Consider the following 14,414-nt stretch of genomic DNA (forward strand, 5'->3'; position numbering starts at 1 on the left):
AATTACTCACACAGGACGAGTGCAGATCGGCCCTGAAACGGCCTGTTCCGCTGTAAATGGAAAGAGTTCATGACCGAACCGGAAAACCGCTGCCGCCTAGTTTTGATTGCTCCCGACCTTGCCGATGCCGATGAGCAGGCAAAGGTCGTCGGCGATGCCTTGAAGGGCGGTGACGTCGCCTCTGTGATCGTGCCGCAATACGGCCTCAACGATGGCGAGTTTCAAAAGCACGCCGAGAAGCTGGTTCCGATTATTCAGGACTCGGGAGCAGCCGCACTGCTTGCGGGCGACAGTCGCGTCGTTGGGCGCACGAAGGCGGACGGCTTGCATCTGACCGGTCCGGCCAGTGAAATCTCCGACGCTATCGACAAATATGCCGACAAGCTGATCGTCGGTGGCGGCAATGCCGCCGACCGGCACCATGCGCTGGAGATCGGCGAGGAGCGACCGGACTATATCTTCTTCGGCAAGCTCGATGGTGACATCAAGCCGGAAGCACATCCCAAGAACCTGGCGCTCGGGGAATGGTGGGCTTCGATGATCGAGATTCCCTGTATCGTCATGGGCGGTACAGATCCGGCTTCCGCGCTGGCGGTGGCAGAGACTGGCGCGGAGTTCGTCGCGCTGCGGCTTGCGGTTTTCACGGACGCCGGCCGTGCGCCATCCGTCGTCGCCGAGGTCAATGCGCTCTTGGACGAAAAAGCGCCACGGTTTGAGGATTGATATCGCGCTCATGCCGATGCTGTCCTGTACTTTGCGCCTCTCAACTGCCTTTGCCGTCACCGTTCTGGTCGGGCTGACGCATGGCGTTTCTGCCCAGGTGGTCGATAACGTCGTGACACGACCGCTCGCGAGCGCCCCGGAGACGCTGAAAACAGGACGGCCGCAGGCAGATGGCACGGGACCGTCGACGGGCGTCGGGGTCTTCGACCGTATGGGGGCGAAACTGCCGGATCTGCCGCCGGAAAAGGACTACAAGGGGCCGGTCGACGAAGCCTACGGCGCCTATCAGCGCGGCTACTATCTGACCGCGATGGAAAAGGCTCTGCCCCGTGCGCAGCTTGGTGATCCGGCCGCGCAGACGCTGATGGGCGAACTCCTGGCGGACGGGCTGGGCGTCAAGCGCGATATGAAGAACGCCGCCTTCTGGTACAGCAAGGGCGCCGAAGGTGGTGATGCCGCGGCGATGTTCAAATATTCGCTGATGCTGATCGAGGGACGGTCTGTCACGCGCGACAAGGCCAAGGCCGACGAATACATGCACAAGGCGGCTGAGGCTGGAAATCCCTCGGCGCAGTTCAACTGGGGTCAGATCCTGACGGCTGACAATCCGGGCGACAAGGGATTGAAGCTCGCCTTGCCTTACTATGAGAAGGCTGCCGAACAGGGCATCGCCGACGCACAGTATGCGGTGGCGGAAATTTATGCCTCGCTGCCTGACCTGCCGGAGGAAAAGAAGCAGTTGGCGCGCGAATGGATGGCACGCGCTGCGCATGCCGGCTACGACACGGCTCAGGTCGATCTTGGTATCTGGCTCGTCAACGGCCAGAATGGGCCGCGCGATTTCGTCAAGGGTTTCCAGTGGTTGCGGCTCGCCGCCAATCGTGGAAACGTGGTTGCGCAAAACAAGCTCGCACACCTCTACATCAACGCGCTCGGAACCAAGCCAGATCCTGTTGAGGCTGCGAAGTGGTATGTGCTGTCGCGTCGGGCCGGCCTACCTGACCCGGAGCTCGAAGACTTCTATCTCGGCATCGAGGAAGACCAGCAAAAGGCGGGGATCGAGGCGGCCAACAAGTTCCGCCGGCTCCAGTGATTTAGGAGAGTGCGTCGGCGAAGAGATCTTCGTCGTCTCGACGACCGTGTCGCGCCATCGTCCGTCCTGATCATCCAGCGGAGGTTTTGAAGATCCGGCGGCGCAAGCGGCCGGCCTCGTTCTTTGGCGAGATAGCCGCCGTCGATCAATTCCAGACCAATCTGTCCAGAATAATTTCGCCTGCATTTTTCCGGGCAGCCAGTGGTTCTGCTGTCTCCCCTTGAAATTTTCCCGATTTTGTGGTCTTGAGGCCGCCAATCTTATCGAGCGCTGCCTTCTCTGGCGATCAGGGACCTACTTTGCCCTGACAGCGCGTACCGTATTATCGCTCAAGGAAAAGTGCTCACATGGCTCGTTCAGCTCTCCTCAATGTCATGGTTCAGGCCGCCATCAAGGCAGGCAAGTCGCTGGGGCGTGATTTCGGGGAAGTGCAGAACCTGCAGGTTTCGGTGAAGGGCCCCGGCGACTTCGTTTCCAATGCCGACCGCAAGGCCGAAAAGATCGTCAAGGACGAGCTCCTGAAGGCTCGTCCGACGTATGGCTTCCTCGGCGAGGAGAGCGAAGAAATCAAGGGCACGGACGGCGCGCATCGCTGGATCGTCGACCCGCTCGATGGCACAACCAACTTCCTGCATGGCATTCCGATGTTTGCGGTCTCGATCGCGCTCGAGCGCAACAACGAGATCGTCGCCGGTGTCGTCTTCAACCCGGCCACGGATGAACTTTACACCGCGGAACGTGGCGGTGGTGCCTTCCTGAACGACCGCCGTCTGCGTGTTGGTGCGCGCCGGGTGCTTTCGGACTCCGTCGTTGCCTGTGGCGTTCCGCACCTCGGCCGCGGCAATCACGGCAAGTTCCTCGTCGAGCTTCGGCACGTTATGGGTGAAGTTGCCGGCATCCGCCGCATGGGCGCTGCTTCGCTTGACCTCGCCTATGTGGCCGCCGGTCGGTTCGATGGATACTGGGAAACCGGGCTGTCTGCGTGGGATATAGCGGCCGGCATCCTCCTGATCCGCGAAGCCGGCGGCTATGTCTCCGATTGGGATGGCGGTTCGTCCGTTCTCGAGACCGGTTCGGTTGTTGCGGGCAACGAATATATCCAGAAGGCATTGCTTGAGGTTGCCAAGCGTCCCGTCCCAACGCGGTAAATCGCTGTTGTAAAGACACGGTTTTCGTTTCCGCATACTTCAATTCGGCACAATGTTGCTCTAGTCTCCGGATGAAATGAATCCGGAGGCTGCGGAACCTATGGAAAATGTGAATGTGGCGGAGTTCGGCTCGACCGAAAAAACCACGGGCAACTACAGCTATAAACTTTCCAGTCCGATGCCGTTCCTTTGGACGATGGTGCTGTTTCTGATCATCGTCGGGTTCATTGCCGCCATTCTTTTCCGGCAGACACAAACTGCCTTCATGCATAATCCGGGCCTTAACGGTTTGATCCTTGGCGTGCTGGCCGTTGGTATCATCCTCGTGTTCAGCCATGTGCTGTCGCTGCGGCCGGAAGTGCGGTGGTTCAATTCCTTCCGCGCCGCGGGTAGCGCCGACAAGGTTGGCCGCAATCCCAGGTTGCTTGCCCCGATGCGGACGCTGATCGGCAGCCGCAGTGCCACGGCAGGAATTTCGACCGCGGCGTTTCGCTCCATTCTCGACTCGATTGCCAACCGCCTCGATGAATCGCGCGACGTCTCACGCTATCTCATCGGCCTTCTCGTCTTTCTCGGTCTGCTCGGCACTTTCTGGGGCCTTATCGGCACGATCGGCTCGATCAGTTCGGTGATCCAGTCGCTCGATGCGGGATCAAATGGTTCGACGGATGTTCTAGGTGCGCTGAAGGAAGGGCTTTCGACGCCGCTTTCGGGCATGGGCCAGGCCTTCTCGTCGTCGCTGCTCGGTCTGTCCGGCTCGCTCATTCTCGGCTTCCTTGACCTGCAGGCGGGCCGCGCCCAGAATCGGTTCTACATGGAGCTGGAAAACTGGCTTTCGTCGGTGACCGACGTAGGCTCCGATATTGCCATGCCTTCGATCAGCGCAAACTCGGCGGTCTCGCCGGATGACGTTCGGGCGCTCTCGGAATACATGCGGCGGATCTCTGAAGAGGGCAGCGGCGGCACCCAGAGATCGGTCGCGGCGATGGCGAACCTTGCCGAAGGTATTCAGGGTCTGGTCAAGAATATGCGCAACGAGCAGCAGATGCTGCGCGACTGGATCGAGGCGCAACAGGACGAAACGAAGGCAATGCGCCGCACGCTCGATCGTCTTGCTGAACGGATCGGTTCGCAGGAAAAACACAGCCCAAGTGAACGCTCTCAGCGCATGCCGCAAACCGAAAAGACCGAGAAGTAAGCCATGGCTCTCGCCCGCAATCGTCGTCCCCAACGCGCGGTGGACTACTGGCCAGGTTTCGTCGATGCACTGTCGACGCTGCTGATCTCGATCATGTTCGTGCTGACCGTCTTCGTCGTCGGCCAATATATTCTCAGCCGCGAAATCTCCGGCCGGGACGAGGTGCTGAACCGCCTGAACAGCCAGATCAACGAATTGACGCAGTTGCTGGCGCTCGAGAAGGGAAGCAAGCAGGACCTCGAGGATAGTGTTGCCAATCTTCAGGCATCCCTGGCGTCGGCTGAAGGCGAGAGATCACGGCTGAAGGCGTTGCTTGATGCCGGTTCCGGCGGCCAGAGTGCCGCGCAGGCCCGTATCGGCAGCCTTACGAAGGAACTGGACGAGCAAAAGCAGATGAGCGACCGGGCGATGAGCCAGGTCGAACTGCTGAACCAGCAAATTGCCGCGTTGCGCAGTCAGATTGCTGCCGTCGAAGCCGCGCTGCAGGCGTCCGAGCAAAAGGACCAAACCTCGCAGACCAAGATCGCCGATCTTGGCCGTCGCCTCAACGTCGCCCTGGCGCAACGTGTGCAGGAGCTCAACCGCTACCGGTCCGACTTCTTCGGGCGGTTGCGCGAAATCCTGTCGGATCGCGAGAATATCAGGATCGTCGGCGACCGCTTCGTCTTCCAGTCGGAAGTGCTGTTTCCGTCAGGCAGCGCGGATCTCAATCCGGACGGGCAGGTCGAGATGGCAAAGCTTGCGACGGCGCTCCTCGATGTTGCCAAGGAAATTCCACCCGAGATCAACTGGGTTCTGCGCGTCGACGGGCATACGGATAACGTGCCGCTCGCTGGCACTGGACGGTATGTCGATAACTGGCAGCTATCGTCCGCGCGTGCGATCTCGGTCGTCAAATTCCTGATCTCCCGCGGCGTGCCGGCCGACCGTCTCGTCGCCGCTGGCTTCGGCGAGTTCCAGCCGATCGCGCCAGGTGACACGCCGGAGGCGCGCGCCACCAACCGTCGTATCGAACTGAAGCTGACAGAGAAGTAGGTCTACGCAGCGCGCATCCGAAGGTCCGTGAGGCGCCGCATTAGGAAGCTGCGCACGGCAGGGCTGTCGCTCAATCCGATCGCCGATAGATAGGCCGTCTCTGCTGCCGGATAGTCCGCAACCTCCGTCAGCAGATGTGCGCGAACGGCCCAGTATGGCTGGTAGGCTCTGACCTCCTTTGCATCCATAGCGTCGAGGCAGTTCAGCCCGGCTTTTGGGCCTTTCGCGCGGCCGAGGACGGCAGCACGGCCGACGCGGGCGCCGATCGTTGGCTGCATCATCAGCAGCGCGTCATAGAAGGTCACGAGAGCATCCCAGTCCGTCAGGCCCGTCAGCCGGCGGGCGGCATGAACGGATTGAATGGCCGCCATGCATTGGAACGGACCGAAGCGGTCGGCGGCGCCGGCCTTGCGGAGCAGCGCGTCGGCGTCGGCAAGCATGATCGCATTCCAGCGATCCGTCGACTGCTTGTCGAGCGCGATGTAGTCACCCTCGGCATTGCGCCGCGCGGCGCGTCGGCCCTCGCAATAGAGCATCAAGGCAAGCAGTCCGATCACCTCCGGTTCGTCAGGAAGCATCGAAAGCAGCGCACGGCAGAGCCAGACGGCTTCATTGGAAAGCGCACTACGACCGCCATCGGCTCCATCGAGATCATCCCAGCCAAGCCCGTAGGCGGCATAGATTGCGGAGAGAACGGCCGACAGGCGCTCGGGCAGCGAACGTCGATCGGGTATCGCAAATCCAATGCCGCTATCGCGAATGTTCGCCTTGGCCCTGACCAACCTCTGCCCCATTGCCGCAGGAGAAACCACGAAGGCCTGGGCGATTGCTTTTGCGTCAATGCCCAGGACAACCTGCAGCATCAACGGCGTGTGGATGCTCTTGTCGATTTGCGGATGGGTGCAGACGAAAAGCATCTTCAGACGCTCATCGGGAAATGTCTCGGCCGCCGCCTCGTTCATCCTCGCCTCGGCCTCCTCGAAGGCCAGGGCGATGGTGGGGCGCGCATTCTCGCGAACGGATCGGTGGCGTACGCCCTGCATCAGATTGCGTCGCGCGGCGACCAACAGCCAGGCCTCCGGGCTGTCCGGAATGCCGCGCTCCGGCCAGACCCGCAGGGCATCGACGAGCGCCTGCGACAGCGCATCTTCGGCAGCGGGTAGGTCCCGAGAGCGAGCCGTCAGGAAGGCGACTAGCTTGCCATATGATTGACGCGCCACCCGTTCGGCGGCGCGCTCGGCCTCGACGGTCATGTCCGCCTCACATCTGGAGGCGAGGGCGCACCTCGACTGAACCCTCGGCGGAAACGGGAACCCGGGTCGCCCATTCGAGCGCCGTGTCGAAATCCGGCACGTCGATCAGGTAGAAGCCGCCCAACTGCTCCTTGCCTTCGGGGTAGGGACCATCCTGCACGTCGTGGTCCTCGCCCTTGCGTCGCACCACCGTGCCGGTCTCGGGTGCGGTCAGCCCGGCGCCGCCGGTCATGATACCGGCCTGAATCAGAGCCTGCGTGTAGGCAATCCAGCCGTCCCGATAGGTGGGATCGGCGCGGCGGGCGAAATCCCGTGACGACTCGCGAATGATAAGCGCGTACTGCATGAGGCATTCTCCTCTGTGGTTGCGTTGACCGGCGTGCAGGCATCTAAGAACCAAAAGCAAAAAGCTGCAACGCTCGGGGATCGGCGGTAGACCGTTCCGATAAGATGAGACGCGACACCAGTTCATTTCGACATTCGGCCAAAAAAATATCACGGAGGAAAATGTGGCGTTGTCGCTGAGCGGAGCTCCGCGTAGGTTCGTGGAGATTTGGGGGGAATGCTTTGATTGAATGCGATGTGCTGGTCATCGGCGCAGGACTTGCTGGGCTCGTGGCAACAGCAGAGGCGGCGGATCGCGGGCGGAAGGTCTGCATCGTCGAGCAGGAAGGCGAGCAAAGCCTCGGTGGGCAGGCATTCTGGTCGCTGGGCGGACTGTTCTTCGTAGACAGCCCGGAACAGCGGCTGATGGGCATCCGCGACAACCTTGGCCTGGCGCGGCAGGACTGGATGGGGTCTGCCTCATTCGACCGGCCGGAAGACTACTGGCCGCGTCGCTGGGCAGAGGCGTATCTGGAGTTTGCCGCCGGCGAAAAGCGCTCGTGGCTTCATCAGCAGGGTATGCGCTGGTTCCCGGTGGTCGGCTGGGCCGAGCGGGGAGGCGGCCTAGCGCATGGCCACGGAAATTCCGTGCCACGCTTCCACGTGACGTGGGGAACCGGGCCGGCTGTGCTTGCACCATTTGTTCGTCGCGTGCGTGAAGCGGAAGCGAGGGGCCTTGTGACGCTGCTGTTCCGGCATCAGGTGGATGACCTTCTAATCCAAGACGGGGTCGTCTGCGGCGCTCGTGGCACCATCCTCCAGGCGGACTCCTCGGTTCGCGGTCGAGAGACGAACCGCGTTTTCTCGGCGCTCTTCGAAATAAGAGCCGACGCGACGGTCGTGACGTCAGGGGGCATCGGTGGCAATCACGACGCGGTGCGGCGGAGATGGCCGATCGACCGGCTGGGACGACCGCCGACTGATATGGTCGCTGGTGTGCCTGCCCATGTCGATGGTCGAATGATCGAGATCGCCGAACGCGCAGGTGGTCGCGAGATCAATTCGGATCGGATGTGGCACTATACGGAGGGGCTGAAGAACTGGGACCCGATCTGGCGCAATCACGGCATACGTATCCTGCCGGGTCCATCTTCCTTCTGGTGCGATGCTTGGGGTAACCGCTTTGCAGCGCCTACCATGCCCGGCTTCGATACGCTGGCGACGCTGAAAGCCATCTGCGCGACTGGGCACGACTACAGCTGGTTCATTCTGACCAAGGCAATCATCAAGAAGGAATTTGCCCTTTCCGGTTCCGAGCAGAATCCGGATATCACGGGCAAGGATATCCGCCTGCTTCTCAGGCGTTTGGGCAAGGAGCCGCCAGGGCCGGTCCAGGCGTTCATGGATAAGGGCGAGGATTTCATCGTTCGTGACACGCTGGAAGCGCTTGTCGACGGCATGAACGGATTGATGGGCGAAAGGCGCGTGGATGCAAGCCGCCTCAGGGCGCAGATCGAGGCGCGTGACAGGGAGATCGGCAATGCCTTTGCGAAGGACGCCCAGATCATCGCCCTTCGCGGTGCTCGGCGCTACCTCGGGGATCGGCTGATGCGGACGGCCAAGCCGCATGCACTGCTTGACCCTAGGGCTGGACCATTGATTGCCGTACGGCTGCACATCCTGACACGCAAGTCGCTGGGTGGTCTGGAGACGGATCTATCCGCACGCGCGATCGGCCACAGTGGGGATCCGGTGCCCGGCCTCTATGCCGCGGGTGAAGTGACCGGCTTTGGCGGCGGCGGCATGCATGGCTACAATGCGCTCGAGGGAACCTTCCTCGGCGGCTGCATCTTTTCCGGCAGGGTTGCCGGGCGGGCAGTGTAAAGGCGGCGCCTTTGGCGCCGCCTGATTTGATCAGGCCTCAGCCTTCGTCGTGTCAACGACTTCTGCGCCGGGAGAATTCCTCTTGATGGATTCAATGGCGCTCAGCGCCGATGCCTTGGCCTTATAGCCTTCGGAGCCGAACATGGATTCGCCGTTCGGCGCCTTGAAACGGAAACGGAACTCGCCAGCCTTGTCCTTGTAAACTTCGAATTTATACATCGGTTTTTTCTCCCGGAATCAGGATGTTGTCCAATCTGCAGACGCAGCCTAGAACAAAAAACGCAACTATTCCATCGGGATATTTGCGCGCTTTGCAACCGGCGCGACTGATGGATCTCGCGGAGGAATGCGCCCCCACCCACGGCTGCTACGGCTTGAAGATCGAGAAGACCGACGAGAACTTGTTGATCAGGTAGGGTGCGACAAGCACGAGGCCGGAATAAAAGAAGTTGGCAGCCTTCGTCATGTCCGGGATCTCGTTAACGCTGGCAAAGCGATAGAGGCAGGCAAGGCCGAAGCCGACATAGAGCATCAGTATCGCAACGGTTCCGACAAGGGCGATAAAGCGGCTCGAACTCGCCTTCATCATGGTGATGGTGAGGGGGGCTTGCCCTGCTGCGAGGAGGTTGCCGGCAGCGTCGATGGGGTTGCCGGTTGCATCGGTCTTGGTCAACTCGACCTCTTCCGGCAACGCGTCGGTCAGCGACCAGTCCTGTGCTTCCTGGAGTGAGCGATAGCACAACAGCATCGATATGACGACGGCCACGGCGACGAGTACGATCAGCATGTCTGCAAAATTTATCAAGTCCACCAGCGCCTCCCTCGCAGCGCGGCGACATCGAATGCGCCCATAAACCGAGTGTAATCTTTGCGTGTACTATGTCAATATACACGCAAAGATTATACGTCGATGCAACCGTCGCAAGCTGATCGCTGAGAAGGGAGGTGTAATTCGACGATCACTTCACGGCGGCGAGAAAGTCGCCAGCGCCGGTTTCGAACTGCAGTTTGGCGAGCTTGGCGTAAATGCCACCATCTCGAATGAGGGTCTGATGCGTTCCCTCTTCGACGACACGGCCCTGATCCATAACAAGAATCCGGTCCGCCTTCAGCACGGTGGCGAGGCGGTGGGCGATGACCAGCGTCGTGCGCCCTGTCATGAGCCCATCGAGCGCCTTCTGCACAAGAGTCTCGCTTTCGGCGTCCAATGCCGAGGTCGCCTCATCGAGCAGCAGGACCGGTGCATCCTTCAGGATGGCACGGGCGATGGCGATGCGCTGGCGTTGACCACCGGAGAGCGTGATGCCACGCTCACCGACCTCGGTGTCGTATCCCTTATCCAAACGAGCAATGAATTCGTCGGCCTGCGCGGCCATCGCGGCAGCACGAACCTCTTCGCGGGTGGCTTCGGGGCGACCGAAGGCGATGTTGTCGTGGATGGAAGCCGCAAAGATCGTGACATCCTGCGGCACGATCGCGAGACGCTTGCGCAATCCGTCGGGGTCGGTGCTGCGGGCATCGACGCCATCGATCTTCACCGAGCCTTGCTGCGGATCGTAGAAGCGGAGAAGCAGCGAGAAGACCGTGCTCTTGCCGGCGCCGGAGGGACCGACGATCGCGACGGTCTCCCCGGGAGCGACGCCGAAGCTTAGGCCGTGCAGCGCGGATCTTTCGGGGCGCGAGGGGTAGGCAAAATGCACGTCTGAAAACTGGACACGACCTTGCGCTGGAGCGGGCAGGGCAACCGGTGCTGTGGGCACCGAGATCGGGGAGACTTCGTCGAGCAGTTCTGTTAGCCGGTCGGCCGCACCCGCGGCCTGCGAAAGCTCGCCCCAAACCTCGGAGAGCGCGCCGAGCGAGCCGGCGGCGATGACGGCGTAGAGAAGGAACTGGCCGAGCGTGCCCGGCGAAAGCGTGCCGGCGAGGACGTTGTGGGCGCCGACCCAGAGAACCGCGACGACGCTGCCGAAGATAAGGGTGATGGCGATTCCCGTCAGCAGGGCGCGCGAGCGAATTGCCGCTCGGGCAGCGTCATAGGCGGCTTCGACGGCCGTCCCGTAGCGCGAGGCAGCGGCGTCCTCGCCGCCAAAGGCCTGGACGGTGCGGCTGGCGGCAATCGTCTCGTTGGCGAAGGCGGAGGCGTCCGCAAGCGTATCCTGGGCGGAGCGCGAGCGCTTTCGGACCGAGCGGCCGAAGCCGACAAGCGGAAAGACGATCAAGGGAATCGCGCCGATCACCAGGCTGGACAGCTTTGGCGACGTGACGATCATCATTCCCATCGCGCCGAGACAGAGAATGAGGTTGCGCAAGGCGACGGAGGCGGTCGCGCCGACAGCCGACTTGATCTGCGTGGTATCCGCCGTCAGGCGGGAGACGATCTCACCGGACTGGTTGACGTCGAAGAAGGAAGGCGACAGCCGCGTGACGTGACTGAAGACATCGCGGCGAAGATCGGAAACCACGCGTTCGCCGAGAGTGATGACGAAGTAATAGCGAAGAGCGCTCGCGACGGCGAGCACGATCGCCATGATCATCAGCATCAGAAAATAGCTATTGATGAAACTGCCGTCGGCCTGCGTGAAGCCATGGTCAATCATGCGACGGACGGCGAGCGGCAGGGCAAGCGAGGTAACAGCGGCCAGTGCCAGGGACGCGAGGGCACCCGCGACCATGCCGCGATAGCGCGCGACGTAGGGCGTCAGCCGGCCAAGCGGCTTCAGCGATCGCGACTTCTTTTCCCCTGCTTGCCCTGCGTATGCCAATTCGTCTCCGATCGCCTTCGACACCGCTCATCCGCGGCTGATGGCACTTGTTATCCTGCCGGCCTTCATGTATAGGCAGCCCATCCTAATGGGAAGCCGTAGCCTTTGCGTCTGCGGCTTCATTTATTCAATCGGTCCTCTTGTCGCAACGAATATGCGTCAAATTGGACGTTGCATGGCAGGAAGATTGTTATGAAGGCAGATATCCATCCCGACTATCACACGATCAAGGTAGTCATGACCGACGGCACCGAATACGAAACCCGCTCGACCTGGGGTTCTGAAGGCGCAGTCATGAACCTTGAAATCGACTCCAAGTCGCATCCGGCATGGACTGGTGGCAACCAGCAGCTCATGGACCGTGGCGGTCGCGTTTCCAAGTTCAACAAGCGTTTCGGCGGCCTCGGCCTCTAATCGCTGTCGCTTGGCAGAGTTAAAAAGCCCCGCTTCGGCGGGGTTTTTTTTGAGCTGATTGAACAACGAAAAACCGGCTGCGCGGGTGCAGCCGGTTTCGTGAATTCAGATTGCGCCGTTTCAGTTGTTGCCGAAGGCCGTCTGCAGCAGGCTGAGCTGCGCCTGTACGCTGTTCTGATTATCAGGAACGATCGGGGCTTCCGCCGGACGATAGATTTCGCGGTCGAGTAGGGCGACGCGGTTCTGCAGGCGCAAGGAGCGCTCGATCAGGTCGCGGAAGGATTCCGGCAGATCGCCCCAGCCGGGCGCGTTGCGATCGACGTTGAAGCCGTCGAGGCGAACTTTGTTTTTCTCCGCCAGAACCTGATCACGCGACATCTCGCCGTTGTTGACAGCGCGCTGCAGCAGAAGCCAGGAGGCCATCTGCATCAGGCGGGTGGTCAGGCGCATGGACTCGGCCGCATAGAGAACCGATGCCATGCGCGGCAGAACCTTGGAGGCAGCACGGCCCTGGCCATCGAGGTAGGCAGCGGTTTCTTCAACCAGCGACATGCCTTCCGAATATAGTGTCTTGAACTGCGAGGATGCGGCAGCGCGACCTGCAAAACTGATTGTGTTCAATCCGAGCTCTGACATTTAAATAGTCCCTGTTGCACGCATCTACTTATGGTCAGGTAACGCCAGCCAAATGGAAAAAGTTTCTTCGGCCGGTCTTTATGCTTTTAAGATGGTAGCTTTAGCGGAATTGCGCAAGGCGTTTCTTAAGAAAGGGTTAACTTCCACAGTTTCATGGAAATGATCCCCAGCGCAATAAAAAAGAAGAGCCGCAAAAGCGGCTCTCAAGGTAAAACAGGGAGAAAAATCAGACCAATTCACCGCATGGAAAACTGTCTGAGATCCAGAGAAGATCTGGATGAGTACAGTAATACCTTATAAAGCTTAATGGCCGCTTAAATCTGTCTCGAATTAACGCTCTTCGGCAGCTTGTTTTCTGCAATAGCCAGCCGACGAATTACGAGCGAAAGAGGCTTTCCGCCGCTGATCTTGTCGATGTCTTGCTGGCGGCCTCTGCCTCAAGTCTTGCGATTTCTGCCTTGAGTAGATCCACGCGCGCCCGCAGCTCGTCGACCGATAGGGTGGAGAGGTCGGCGCCGATCTCGTGGGCAACCTTTTTCTGCGGCCGGTCGTCGTCGATGAAGCTCATTTCAATCCTCCCGTTTCTGCCTCAGCTATATTTTAGGGCAGGATCGCCGGTTTCGGGAGTCTTGCCGGGTCCGGGGTTGGCAAGCGACATGCTTTCGGGGGTGAGCGTTTGCGAGGTCGCCGTCGGAATCGTCGTAAAGGCGTCTCGGTCTTCGACCGGAACCGCGGCGCGCATACGGCTGCGAATGATGGCGTAGGCGGTGATCAGCATGTGGGCGACCGCCGTCACAAGGAAAAGGGCGTGCGGGTTGATCATCGACATCACGGGGCCGCCGATGGTTGGGCCAATGATAGTGCCGATGCCATACAGCAGCAGCAGTCCGCCGGAGACCTTCACGAAATCCTCGGCCGAGGCATAGTCGTTGGCATGGGCAACAGCGATCGGATAGAGCGTATTGGCAACGGCGCCGTAGAGCACGACGAGGCCGATGATGAAAACCGGCGACGACGGATGCAGGACCGCGAGCAGCAGGCCCGCGAAAGCAGCGATAGCTGACATCGCCGCCAGCACGTAGCGCCGGTCGATGCGGTCGGAAAGCCGCCCTGCTGGCAGCTGCATCAGGGCGCCCGCGAAGATGGTGGCACTCATCATGATGGCGATGCTGGTATCGGAGAGGCCGGAGCCCGCGCCGAAGACAGCGCCCAGCGTTCCATAGGCGCCGTTGGCGATGCCGACGAGGAGAATGCCAAGGCAGGAGACCGGAGAATTGCGGTAGAGTGCCGGCAGATCGAGCTTCACGGCCTTCAGCGGCTGCGGCGAAGCTGCGGTCGAGAGCGTCGTCGGCAGCATCGCGATGCAGTAGAAGATGCCGCAGATCATGAACAGGACAGGCGTGCGCACATCCTCGAGAGGGATCATCATCTGGCCCGCCACGACGCCGAAGAGGGTGATGGCAATATAGAGCGAGAAGATCGCGCCGCGGCTCTCGTTCGTGGCGCGCTCGTTCAGCCAGCTCTCGATGATCATCGAGGTGCCGGCGGTAGCAAAGCCGGTGACGGCGCGCAAGAGTACCCACCACACCGGGTGAATGATGATGCCGCTGACAAGCGCGATGATCGCGATAATCGCAATGAAGCCAGAGAAGGCGCGGACGTGGCCGACGCGGCGCACCAGTTTCGGGGCGACGAGGCAGCCGATGACGAAGCCGGCGGCCCAGGATGTGCCGAGCAGGCCGAGGGTCGTTGTCGCGTAGCCTTCCAGGTTGCCGCGCACCGGAAGCAGGATACCCTGCAACCCGTTACCCATGAAGAGAAAGAGCGTCCCGAAGAGAAGCGAGGCGACGGACAGCAGATTTCTTTTCATATAGCAAAACTCTATGCGTTGAACGTCAAAGGACATGGCAACACACAGTGTCGCCCAGCCTCGAGATGATTGAT

15 protein-coding genes are annotated in these 14,414 nt (G+C 60.8%); 7 read left to right on the top strand and 8 right to left on the bottom strand.

Features of this window, described 5'->3' with window-relative positions; translation table 11 throughout:
• Positions 1-69: 69 nt before the first annotated feature.
• The 5 genes from ATY79_RS27500 to ATY79_RS27520 all read left to right on the top strand — a co-directional run bounded on the left by ATY79_RS27500 (position 70) and on the right by ATY79_RS27520 (position 5,197).
• Positions 70-723: a thiamine phosphate synthase gene (locus tag ATY79_RS27500; RefSeq protein ID WP_088693279.1), complete on the top strand. Its 654-nt coding sequence runs from the start codon at positions 70-72 to the stop codon at positions 721-723.
• Between the two features lie 10 nt (positions 724-733).
• Positions 734-1,816 carry a tetratricopeptide repeat protein gene (locus ATY79_RS27505; RefSeq protein ID WP_088693278.1) on the top strand — a complete coding sequence of 361 codons (1,083 nt, stop codon included), beginning with the start codon at positions 734-736 and terminating at the stop codon, positions 1,814-1,816.
• Between the two features lie 347 nt (positions 1,817-2,163).
• Positions 2,164-2,964, top strand: coding sequence for an inositol monophosphatase family protein (locus tag ATY79_RS27510; protein ID WP_088693277.1), 801 nt, complete (start codon positions 2,164-2,166; stop codon positions 2,962-2,964).
• 100 nt (positions 2,965-3,064) lie between these two features.
• A complete protein-coding gene (locus ATY79_RS27515; protein ID WP_088693276.1) occupies positions 3,065-4,162 on the top strand; it encodes a flagellar motor protein MotA in 1,098 nt (365 codons plus the stop codon).
• Positions 4,163-4,165: 3 nt separating this feature from the next.
• Positions 4,166-5,197: a peptidoglycan -binding protein gene (locus tag ATY79_RS27520; protein WP_088693275.1), complete on the top strand. Its 1,032-nt coding sequence runs from the start codon at positions 4,166-4,168 to the stop codon at positions 5,195-5,197.
• A gap of 2 nt (positions 5,198-5,199) precedes the next feature.
• Here the strand turns inward: ATY79_RS27520 and ATY79_RS27525 are convergent, their stop codons facing one another.
• Together ATY79_RS27525 and ATY79_RS27530 are read right to left on the bottom strand one after the other, a co-directional pair.
• Positions 5,200-6,450, bottom strand: a complete 1,251-nt coding sequence (locus tag ATY79_RS27525) for a DUF6596 domain-containing protein (RefSeq protein ID WP_088705450.1) — start codon at positions 6,448-6,450, stop codon at positions 5,200-5,202.
• Positions 6,451-6,457: 7 nt separating this feature from the next.
• The gene (locus tag ATY79_RS27530) at positions 6,458-6,796 is read right to left on the bottom strand and encodes a YciI family protein (RefSeq protein WP_088693274.1); all 339 of its coding nucleotides are present in this window, start codon (positions 6,794-6,796) and stop codon (positions 6,458-6,460) included.
• 221 nt (positions 6,797-7,017) lie between these two features.
• On the opposite strand from ATY79_RS27530, the gene ATY79_RS27535 reads away from it, so the two are divergent.
• Positions 7,018-8,658, top strand: coding sequence for an FAD-binding dehydrogenase (locus ATY79_RS27535; protein WP_189637169.1), 1,641 nt, complete (start codon positions 7,018-7,020; stop codon positions 8,656-8,658).
• A gap of 30 nt (positions 8,659-8,688) precedes the next feature.
• On the opposite strand, the gene ATY79_RS27540 is transcribed toward ATY79_RS27535, so the two are convergent.
• The 3 genes from ATY79_RS27540 to ATY79_RS27550 form a co-directional block, all read right to left on the bottom strand.
• Positions 8,689-8,877: a YegP family protein gene (locus ATY79_RS27540; protein WP_088693273.1), complete on the bottom strand. Its 189-nt coding sequence runs from the start codon at positions 8,875-8,877 to the stop codon at positions 8,689-8,691.
• Between the two features lie 148 nt (positions 8,878-9,025).
• Positions 9,026-9,469: a hypothetical protein gene (locus tag ATY79_RS27545; RefSeq protein ID WP_088693272.1), complete on the bottom strand. Its 444-nt coding sequence runs from the start codon at positions 9,467-9,469 to the stop codon at positions 9,026-9,028.
• A 148-nt stretch (positions 9,470-9,617) separates the two neighbouring features.
• Complete coding sequence (locus tag ATY79_RS27550; RefSeq protein WP_088693326.1) at positions 9,618-11,420, bottom strand: ABC transporter transmembrane domain-containing protein; 1,803 nt, start codon at positions 11,418-11,420, stop codon at positions 9,618-9,620.
• A 192-nt stretch (positions 11,421-11,612) separates the two neighbouring features.
• Here ATY79_RS27550 and rpmE point away from each other — a divergent pair, with 192 nt between their 5' ends.
• Positions 11,613-11,834, top strand: coding sequence for a 50S ribosomal protein L31 (rpmE, locus tag ATY79_RS27555; protein WP_007527409.1), 222 nt, complete (start codon positions 11,613-11,615; stop codon positions 11,832-11,834).
• A gap of 120 nt (positions 11,835-11,954) precedes the next feature.
• On the opposite strand, the gene ATY79_RS27560 is transcribed toward rpmE, so the two are convergent.
• From ATY79_RS27560 to ATY79_RS27570, 3 genes are all read right to left on the bottom strand, one after another.
• The gene (locus ATY79_RS27560) at positions 11,955-12,470 is read right to left on the bottom strand and encodes a DUF1465 family protein (RefSeq protein WP_018858873.1); all 516 of its coding nucleotides are present in this window, start codon (positions 12,468-12,470) and stop codon (positions 11,955-11,957) included.
• 376 nt (positions 12,471-12,846) lie between these two features.
• Positions 12,847-13,038, bottom strand: a complete 192-nt coding sequence (locus ATY79_RS27565) for a DUF1192 domain-containing protein (protein ID WP_088693271.1) — start codon at positions 13,036-13,038, stop codon at positions 12,847-12,849.
• Between the two features lie 21 nt (positions 13,039-13,059).
• Complete coding sequence (locus ATY79_RS27570; RefSeq protein WP_088693325.1) at positions 13,060-14,340, bottom strand: MFS transporter; 1,281 nt, start codon at positions 14,338-14,340, stop codon at positions 13,060-13,062.
• Between the last annotated feature and the right edge of the window lie 74 nt (positions 14,341-14,414).

It is taken from the genome of Rhizobium sp. R693, from assembly GCF_002211315.1.
Taxonomy (GTDB): Bacteria; Pseudomonadota; Alphaproteobacteria; order Rhizobiales; family Rhizobiaceae; genus Rhizobium.